Origin of the sequence: Streptomyces niphimycinicus (genome assembly GCF_018883605.1) — a bacterium.
GTDB lineage: Bacteria > Actinomycetota > Actinomycetes > Streptomycetales > Streptomycetaceae > Streptomyces > Streptomyces niphimycinicus.
The window spans coordinates 1-8,987 of sequence record NZ_JAHLEM010000776.1 but is presented as its reverse complement, the minus strand read 5'-3'; the positions used below and the strand labels follow the sequence as shown (position 1 = coordinate 8,987).

At 70.2% G+C, this 8,987-nt stretch carries 6 protein-coding genes; all 6 read right to left on the bottom strand.

Translation table 11 applies throughout. From position 1 onward, the window contains the following. Positions 1-38: 38 nt before the first annotated feature. Positions 39-1,556, bottom strand: a complete 1,518-nt coding sequence (locus KN815_RS42465; protein ID WP_216347111.1) for an MFS transporter — start codon at positions 1,554-1,556, stop codon at positions 39-41. A 142-nt stretch (positions 1,557-1,698) separates the two neighbouring features. After that, the gene (locus tag KN815_RS42460; RefSeq protein WP_216347110.1) at positions 1,699-2,736 is read right to left on the bottom strand and encodes a methyltransferase; all 1,038 of its coding nucleotides are present in this window, start codon (positions 2,734-2,736) and stop codon (positions 1,699-1,701) included. Positions 2,737-3,033: 297 nt separating this feature from the next. Continuing rightward, complete coding sequence (locus KN815_RS42455; protein WP_216347109.1) at positions 3,034-4,035, bottom strand: TIGR03842 family LLM class F420-dependent oxidoreductase; 1,002 nt, start codon at positions 4,033-4,035, stop codon at positions 3,034-3,036. 14 nt (positions 4,036-4,049) lie between these two features. Then, entirely contained in the window at positions 4,050-5,453 is a 1,404-nt protein-coding gene (hydA, locus tag KN815_RS42450) for a dihydropyrimidinase (protein WP_216347113.1), read from the bottom strand. Continuing rightward, entirely contained in the window at positions 5,450-6,880 is a 1,431-nt protein-coding gene (locus KN815_RS42445; protein WP_253209592.1) for an aspartate aminotransferase family protein, read from the bottom strand. The genes hydA and KN815_RS42445 overlap by 4 nt, the downstream gene beginning before the upstream one ends. Beyond that, positions 6,877-7,719, bottom strand: a complete 843-nt coding sequence (locus KN815_RS42440) for a nitrilase-related carbon-nitrogen hydrolase (RefSeq protein WP_216347108.1) — start codon at positions 7,717-7,719, stop codon at positions 6,877-6,879. Before KN815_RS42440 ends, KN815_RS42445 begins: the two co-directional genes overlap by 4 nt. Positions 7,720-8,987: the final 1,268 nt, after the last annotated feature.

Sequence of the window (8,987 nt, the reverse complement as noted above, 5' to 3'; positions counted from 1 at the left end):
GCTGCCGCGTGCCCGGGGCGGCACCGGACGGGCAGGGGTCAGCGCGCGCGTTCGGTGGGGCGGGCGGCGGGTGGTTTGGGGGTGGGGGCTGCCGGGTCGCGGGTCCGGGGGCCGGTGGTGAGTAGGGCCAGGGTCACTATGGCCAGACCACAGGCTGCCATGATCGCCCAGCCCAGATGGCTGGCCTCGGGGAAGCCGGTGGCGAAGGGGCCGTGTACCCGGGCGGTGGAGACCGAGCCGAGGACGGCGACGCCGAGGGCCGCACCCACCTGGCGGCCGGTGGAGGTGATCGCGGCGGCCACCCCGGCCTGGGAGCGTGGCATCCCGGACACGGCCGAGTACGTGAGCGGGGCGTCGAGCATGCCGAAGCCGATACCGAACGCCACGTAGGCGATCACGAGGTACCAGATGGGGGTGTCCGCGCCCACCCGGGTCAGCAGCAGCCCGCACCCCGCCGTACCGGCCCCGGCGATCACCATGGGGATGCGCGGGCCGCGGGCGCCGACGATACGGCCCGCGAGTGGTGAGGAGACCAGCGTCATGGCGGCCATCGGCAGCGTGAGCAGCCCGGTGTGCAGCGGGGAGAAGTCCCGTACGTCCTGTAGGTACAGGGCGTTGAGGAAGAGGAACCCGGCGAGCGCGGCGAAACCGCACACCGCCGAGGCGATGGCGCCGCTGAAGGAGGGGCTGCGGAAGAAGCGGACGTCCAGCAGCGGTTCCGCGCGGCGGAGTTCATAGCCGATGAGGGTGGCGGCGGCGATGGCCGCCACCGTGAAGCAGCCGACGATCTGCGCCGAGCCCCAACCCCTGACCGGGCCCTCGATGATGCCGAACGTGAGCGTCGCGAAGAGCACGATCACCAGGAGCTGCCCCACCGGATCGAGCCTGTGCGGCCGCGGGGCCTTGGACTCGGGGACGAAGAGCGCGGTGAGGACGAGGGCGAGGGCGGCGACGGGGAGGTTGACCCAGAAGACGGCCTGCCAGCCGGTCGAGTCCACCAGCGCACCGCCGACGACGGGCCCCAGCGCGATGCTCACCCCCGCGACAGCGCCCCACAGCCCGATCGCCCTGGCCCGTTCCCTGAGGTCGGTGAAGGTGTTGGCGATGATCGAGACCGCGACGGGGTTGAGCATGGCGCCGCCCATGGCCTGCACCATCCGGAAGGCGATGAGCGAACCGGTGCCGGTGGCGAGCCCGCACAGCAGCGATCCCAGGCTGAACAGCAGCAGCCCGGTCTGGAAGGTCCGGCGCCTGCCGAACCGGTCGGCCATGGAGCCGGAGAGCATCAGCAGACTGGCGAGCACCACGGTGTAGGAGTCCACCGTCCACTGAAGCCCCGAGGGCGAGGCGTCCAGATCGTCCTGGATGGCCGGCAGGGCGAGGTTCACGATGGTGGTGTCGAGGCCCACCATGAACAGGCTGATGCAGCAGATCCCCAGGATCAGCCACTTGTGGCGGTGGTGCGGCGGCGGGCCGTCTCTCTCGCCGACCGCGTCCTCCGCGTCGTCCGCGTCCTCCGCGTCGCCCGGGGTGGCTTGGCTCGTGGCGCCGGCCATGGTTCGCCTCCTGGTCGGGGTCGGGGCGGGTCATGCCCCGGCGTGCGGACCGCCGCGACCTCCGCATCGAAGGGTCCGCCCGCCGGGGGTGCCTCGCCTGGTTCCGGACTGTGCCTTACGGCCGGCTATGCCTTGCGGCCGGCTACGCCTTGCGGCCGCTGATCACGACGGTGTCCGCGCCCAGGGGCAGCCGTCCGGTGGGCTCGAAGCCCACCGCGCGGAACCACTGCTCGTACTCGGCGCCCGTGTAGACCATGCCCTCGCCGGAGGCGATGGTGTGGAAGTAGGCGGACAGCATCGCCGCCCGCTCGGGTCCGGTGCCGTCGTCGTCCTGGCGCGGGGTGACCACATGGATCCCGCCGCCGGGCGGGAGGGCGCGGGCGGCCTTGGCGAGCAGTGCCCGGATCCGCTCGGGGGACCAGATCTCCAGGAAGTGCGCGAAGAGCACTCCGTCGCAGCCGGTCGGGAACTCGTCGTGGAAGGCGTCGAGGCTCACCGCCCGCACCCGGTCGGCCAGCCCGAGCTTCCCGATCTTCTCGTTGGCGGCGGTCGCCACGGAGGGCAGATCGGCGATGGTGATGCGCAGGTCCGGCCAGCGGGCGGCGAGGCTCGCGGCGTTGATGGCCGTTCCGCCGCCGATGTCCAGGAGGTGGCCGCACCCCGAGAGGTCCAGCTTCTCCCCCAGTTCGGCGCCCACGAGCCTGCTCACCGACGACATCATGGTGTGGAATGTGCTCTCCAGCTCGGGATTTTCGGCGAGCCGCCCGTAGAGAGTGGGCGCCGTTCCCGGAATTTCCCGCCGCAGTCCGACGTTGGTGTCTTCCTTGAGGGATTCACAGAACCAGGCCATCGCCCGGTAGATACCGTGCTGTTCCCAGGGAATGTTGGACGCGGGCGACTCGTCGAAGTTCGCGGTCAGCGGCTTCGAGAGCGGAGTGGTGCGGTAACCCTCGCCATCCTTGCCCAAAAGCCCGAATACCGTACAACCGAGAAGGAGGATGCGGGTGGGCTGCTCCTTGAGGTCCAGCCGTGCGGCGATCTCCCGTACGGCCAGCCCGGGCTCCTTCTCCACCAGCGCGAAGAGCCCCAACTGGAATCCCGCGCTCAGGAACTGAAACCGATAATGGGCCTTGTAGAGCCCTCTGAGCTCCACTTCTATCGGTACCTCGGTTTGCGTCATACCCAACCCTTCTCTGACAAGGAGTCGTTCAGCCGACGGCATATCAGAGCACAGAATCCGAGGTGATTGTAGCCATGTTCGAAGGTTTCAGGGACGGGAGTGCTCTTTGTTCTCCGGACCCCAAAACGGAATTGACCCTTCCTCGGGAAAAGGGTCTTTGCCGGGCCGGGCGGCGGAATCGCGAGAACGGTACGGCGAATGATCCCGGAAGGCCCGAATGCCGGCCGGTGGTCAGCCGGCCGGCAGATGTGGCGTACGGGTGCGGATACGCGGTTGCGCGGCTGAGCGGTCAGCGGCTCAGCCGGTGAGCGCGGGGATGACCCGCTCGCCGTACGCGTCGAGCGTGCGCTCCTTCGCGTCATGCATCGCGTAGACGGCGAACTGGTCGACCCCCAGGGCCCGCAGCCGCTCCAGCTTCTCGATATGCGCCTCGGCCGGGCCGAGCAGGCAGAACCGGTCGACGATCTCATCGGGGACGAAGGCCGTGTCCGGATTGCCGCTGCGGCCGTGGTGCGCGTAGTCGTACCCGTGCCGCTCCTTGATGTACGCGGTCAGGGACTCGGGCACGGCGCCGGAGTGCTCGCCGTAGCGGGAGACCAGGTCGGCCACATGGTTGCCGACCATGCCGCCGAACCAGCGGCACTGCTCTCGGGCGTGGGCCAGGTCGTCGCCGATATACGCGGGGGCGGCGACGCAGACGGTGACCGCGTCCGGATCCCGCCCGGCCTCGGCGGCGGCGGTGCGCACCGCCTTGACCATCCACTCCGTCAGGAAGGGGTCGGCGAGCTGAAGGATGAATCCGTCGGCCTTCTGCCCGGCCAGCGCGAGCGCCTTGGGGCCGTACGCCGCCATCCACACCGGCAGCCTGCCGTCCTCGATCCAGGGGATGCGCATCGGGCTGCCGTCCACGACGGCCTCCCTGCCCTCCGCCAGATCGCGGATGGCGTCGATGGCCTCGCCGAGGCGGGCGAGGGTGTTGGGCTTGCGCCCGGCCACCCGCAGCGCGGAGTCACCGCGGCCGATACCGCAGACGGTGCGGTTGCCGTACATCTCGTTGAGGGTGGCGAAGGTGGAGGCGGTCACCTCCCAGGTGCGGGTGCCCGGATTGGTGACCATGGGGCCGACGATCAGCCGCTCGGTCCGGGCCAGGATCTGGCTGTAGATGACGAACGGCTCCTGCCACAGCACGGCGGAGTCGAAGGTCCAGCCGTAGCCGAAGCCGTTGCGCTCGGCGCGGCGCATCAGCTCGACGACGGCCGAGGCGGGCGGATCGGTCTGGAGGACGAGTCCGAAGTCCATGCTCGCTCCCTGGCTCAGCCGAGGTACTGACAGGTGTCGCGGACGAGGAACTGGCCGTGCCCGGCCCGCCCGGTGTACTTCCGCCGGTCGATGACGGGCACACCGCGCGACAACACGGTCTCGACCTGCCCGGTGATCCGCTTGCCCTCGTACGCCGAGTAGTCGACGTCCATATGGTGGGTCTCGGCGGACAGGGTCTGCTGGGCCGCCGGATCGTAGACGACGATGTCGGCGTCGGTCCCGGGCGCGATGGTGCCCTTCCGCGGATAGAGGCCGAACATCCTGGCCGGGGTGGCGCAGGCGATCTCGATCCAGCGGCGGCGGGAGATATGGCCGTCCACCACGGCCTGGTGGAGCAGGTCCATCCGGTGCTCCACGCCCGGCATACCGTTGGGGATCTTGGAGAAGTCGCCCCGGCCCAGCTCCTTCTGCCCGGTGAAGCAGAACGGGCAGTGGTCGGTGGAGACCACCTGGAGGTCGTTGGTCCGCAGCCCCCGCCACAGCGCGGCCTGGTGCTCGACGGGCCTAAGCGGTGTGGAGCAGACGTACTTGGCGCCCTCGAAGTCCGGTTCGGCGAGATTGTCCGTGGACAGGAACAGATACTGCGGACAGGTTTCACCGAAGACCGGAAGCCCCAGGTCACGCGCCTGCGTCAGCTCCGCGAGGGCCTCCTGGGCCGACACATGGACGACATACAGCGGGGCCCCGGCCACCCGGGCGAGCTGGATGGCGCGATGGGTCGCCTCCGACTCCAGCAGCGCCTTGCGGACCTCACCGTGGTAGCGGGGGTCGGTCCTGCCCTCGGCCAGGGCCTGTTCCACCAGGACGTCGATGGCGATGCCGTTCTCGGCGTGCATCATGATCAGCCCGGCGTTGGCGGAGGCGCGCTGCATGGCCCGCAGGATCTGCCCGTCGTCGCTGTAGAAGACCCCCGGATAGGCCATGAACAGCTTGAAGCTGGTCACGCCCTCCCCCACCAGGAGATCCATCTCCTTGAGCGCGCTCTCGTTCACATCGGAGAGGATCATGTGGAAGCCGTAGTCGATGGCGCAGTTGCCCCGCGCCTTGAGGTGCCAGGCGTCCAGCCCCTCGCGCAGGGCGTGCCCCACCGTCTGGATGGCGAAGTCCACGATGGTGGTGGTGCCGCCCCAGGCCGCCGCCCGGGTACCGGTCTCGAAGGTGTCGGAGGCGAAGGTGCCGCCGAACGGCATCTCCATATGGGTGTGCCCGTCGACCCCGCCCGGGATGACGTACTTGCCGGTGGCGTCGATCGTACGGTCGGCCGTCCAGCCTTGGGCGTACGCGCTGCCGGACGAGGCGAGGGCGGCGACCTTCCCGTCCTCGATCAGCACATCGGCCAGGGTCTCCTCGGCGGCGGTGACGACCAGCCCGCCGCGGATCACGGTACGGGACATCAGCTCACGCTCCTTCCGGACCGGGTGGCCCTGAGGGCCGCCTCGAGGATCTCCGCGCCCTCCTCGGCCTCGGCGACGGTGAGGCTGAGCGGCGGGGCGATCCGCAGCACGCTGCTGTTGTGCCCGCCGCCCTTGCCGATGAGCAGCCCGCCCTCCCGGGCGGCCTCCAGAACGGCGGACGCGCCCTCGGGGTACGGGTCGCCGGTGCCCGGTTCGACCAGCTCGATGCCGATCATCAGCCCCCGGCCACGGACCTCGCGCACGGTGTCCAGACCGGCGCAGGCGGCGCGCAGCCGCTCGATCAGCAGTCCGCCGACCCGGCGGGCGTTGCCCTGTAGATCGTGTTCGACCAGGTGGGTGAGGTTGGCCAGCCCGGCGGCCATCGTGATGGGGCTGCCGCCGAAGGTGGAGATGGAGTTGGCGTCCAGGCAGTTCATGACCGAGGCAGAGGCGACGACACCGCCGATCGACATGCCGTTGCCGATGCCCTTGGCGAAGGTGAGGATGTCGGGCGGCCCGGAGCGGTCGTGCGCCTGCCAGCCCCAGAAGTGGTCGCCGGTACGGCCCCAGCCGGTCTGCACCTCATCGGTGATCCACAGAATGCCGTGCCGGTCGAGCACCTCGCGGAAGGCGGCGAACAGCCCGTCGGGCGGCGAGGTGAAGCCGCCGACCCCCTGCACCGGCTCGGCGATCAGCGCGGCGACATTGCCGTGCGCCTGGCCGAGGATGTCCTCGAGATCGGCGACGCACGCCTTGATGTACTCCCCGTCGGACAGCCCGGCGAACGGCCCCCGGGTGCGCACCCCGCCATGCACATACAGCGTCTGGAGCGGCGACAGGCTGGTCGGCGACCAGCCGCGGTTGCCGGTGATGCCGACGGCCGAGAAGGAGCGGCCGTGGTAGCTGTTGCGCATCGCCAGGATCTGGTTGGAGCGGCGGTAGGTGGTGGCGAGCAGCAGGGCCGTGTCATTGGCCTCGGTGCCGGAGGTGGTGAAGAAGACCCGCGCGTCCGGAATGCCGGACAGGGCGGCGACCCGCTCGGCCAGGTCGACCATGGGCCGGTCGAGGTAGAGCGTGGAGGTGTGCAGGATCCGGCCCGCCTGCTCGCTGATGGCCTTGGTGACCTCGGGGAGGGCGTGCGCGGTCATCGTGGTGAGGATGCCGCCGAAGAAGTCGAGGTAGCGGTTGCCCTCGGCGTCCCAGACATGGCGGCCCTCGCCGTGGGTGATCTCGATGGGGCGCTGGTAGTAGACGGCGAGCCAGTCGGGGAGGACGGCTCGGTGCCGGGTGTGCAGGGCCGCGTGGATGCGGCCGCTGCCGTCGCTCGGGGCACTGCCGCTGCTCACGGCCTCGCTGCTGCTACTCACGGCCTCGCTGCCGCTGCTCACGGCCTCGCTGCTGCCACTCGTGGCCTCGCTACTGCTGCTCATGGCTTCACCAGCCCCTCGTAGGCGTCGGGGCGCCGGTCGCGGTAGAACGCCCACTGCTGCCGCACCTCGTCGATCAGACCGAAGTCGAGGTCGCGGATGATCAGCTCCTCCTCCTTGTCACTGGCCACGTCGCCGACGAACTGGCCGCGCGGATCGACGAAGTAGCTGGTGCCGTAGAAGTCGTTGTCGCCGTACTCCTCGGTGCCGACGCGGTTGATCGCGGCGATGAAGTACTCATTGGCGACGGCCGCGGCGGGCTGTTCGAGCTGCCAGAGGTAGGCCGAGAGCCCGCGGGAGGTGGCCGAGGGGTTGTAGACGAGCTGCGCCCCGGCCAGGCCCAGGGCGCGCCAGCCCTCGGGGAAGTGGCGGTCGTAGCAGATGTACACCCCGACCTTGCCCACGGCGGTGTCGAACACCGGCCAGCCCACGTTCCCCGGCTTGAAGTAGTACTTCTCCCAGAACCCCTTGACCTGCGGGATGTGGTGCTTGCGGTACTTGCCCAGATAGCTGCCGTCGGCGTCGATCACGGCCGCGGTGTTGTAGTAGAACCCCGACTGCTCGAGCTCGAAGACCGGCACCACGATCACCATGCCGGTCTCCCGCGCCAGCTCCCGCATCCGCCGCACGGTCGGCCCATCCGGCACCGGCTCCGCCCACCGGTAGTGCTCCGCCTCCTGCACTTGGCAGAAGTACGGCGCATTGAACACCTCCTGGAAGCCGATCACCTTGGCGCCCTGCGCGGCCGCCTGCCGGGCGTATTCCTCATGCTTCGCGATCATCGATTCGGTATCGCCGGTCCAGGTGGCCTGGACGAGAGCGGCACGTACGAGGTTGGCCATGATGAGCTCCTCAACCTGTGTCTACGCACGTAGAATCCGGCTCTGAAGAACGTAAGAGCGCACTGACCACTCTGGCAATACCGCCGCCGTTACTCAACGAAGACGATCACGTTTCCTGTTTTATCGGGTTGCGGGGCGGGTGAATGGGTGCGGGTTTCGTCTCGCGCCTTCGACGCGAATGGGCGGCGGCGCCGCCGGGTGCCGGGCCGGTTGGCGCGAGCGCCGGTGGCGGCGCCTGCGCCCGCACCCGGGAGCCGGGGCCGGGAGCCGGGGCCGATACCAACCGCCGGGGGCGGGAGACCTCCGGCAATCGGCGCGGGGCAACATCGCCGACCGCCGGGTCGGTGGCGACACCCCGCGCCCGGGAGCTGAGGCAGATACCGGACTGCCGGTGAATGGCTGCGGGCTTCGTCTCGCGCCTTCGGCGCAATTGAGCAGCGGCGACGGGGGTGCGGGGCGCGGGCCGCGTCGCCGGGCGCCGGGCCGGTGAGCGCGAGCGCCGGTGGCGGCGCCTGCGCCCGAGAGCTGAGGCCGATGCCGGAGTACCGGAAGCGGGGGCGATTCCGGGAAATCGGCGCGGGCTGCGTCGCCGACCGCCGGGCCGGTGGGGGCAAGCGTCGGTGACGGCACCCGCGCCCGAAAGCTGAGGCAGACGCCGCACCGCCGGGGCGGGCCACCTCCGGCCCGCCGGTCGCAGGCCGCGCTTCCGTCCGGCGGGTCGGTGGGGCGACTGCTGGTGGCGGCACCTGCGCCCGGAAGCTCGGGCCGATGCCGGACCGCCCTGGGGCGGGGCACCTCCGAAAAATCTGCGCGGGCCACCGGGCCAGTGGAGCGCACCCGGGTGGCGGCTCCCGTGATCGGCGGCTAAGAGCCATTCGGGCCAACGGCCCCCTCCGGGTACCCCTCGAAAAAACGCTTGATCTGAAGCAACTAATTTGTCAAACGCTTTCAAGAGGGGTACCCCAACCCCCCGCCTGCCCGGCACCCGGGTGGCGGCTCCCGTGATCGGCGGCTAAGAGCCATTCGGGCCAACGGCCCCCTCCGGGTACCCCTCGAAAAAACGCTTGATCTGAAGCAACTAATTTGTCAAACGCTTTCAAGAGGGGTACCCCAACCCCCCGCCTGCCCGGCACCGACCCCAGCCCCCGACCAGCGCGGCCGCCACCGGCGCCCACACCCACCAACCCGGCGCCCGGCAGCGGCGCCGCGCCCCCCACCACCGCCGCCGCTGCTCAATTGCGCCGAAGGCGCGAAACGGCGCCGCACCC

What these genes read in the sequence shown, in the direction of transcription:
- KN815_RS42440 (WP_216347108.1), bottom strand. Translation starts at nt 7,719, where the DNA reads ATGGCCAACCTCGTACGTGCCGCTCTCGTCCAGGCCACCTGGACCGGC.
- KN815_RS42445 (WP_253209592.1), bottom strand. Translation starts at nt 6,880, where the DNA reads ATGAGCAGCAGTAGCGAGGCCACGAGTGGCAGCAGCGAGGCCGTGAGC.
- KN815_RS42465 (WP_216347111.1), bottom strand. Translation starts at nt 1,556, where the DNA reads ATGGCCGGCGCCACGAGCCAAGCCACCCCGGGCGACGCGGAGGACGCG.
- KN815_RS42460 (WP_216347110.1), bottom strand. Translation starts at nt 2,736, where the DNA reads ATGACGCAAACCGAGGTACCGATAGAAGTGGAGCTCAGAGGGCTCTAC.
- KN815_RS42455 (WP_216347109.1), bottom strand. Translation starts at nt 4,035, where the DNA reads ATGGACTTCGGACTCGTCCTCCAGACCGATCCGCCCGCCTCGGCCGTC.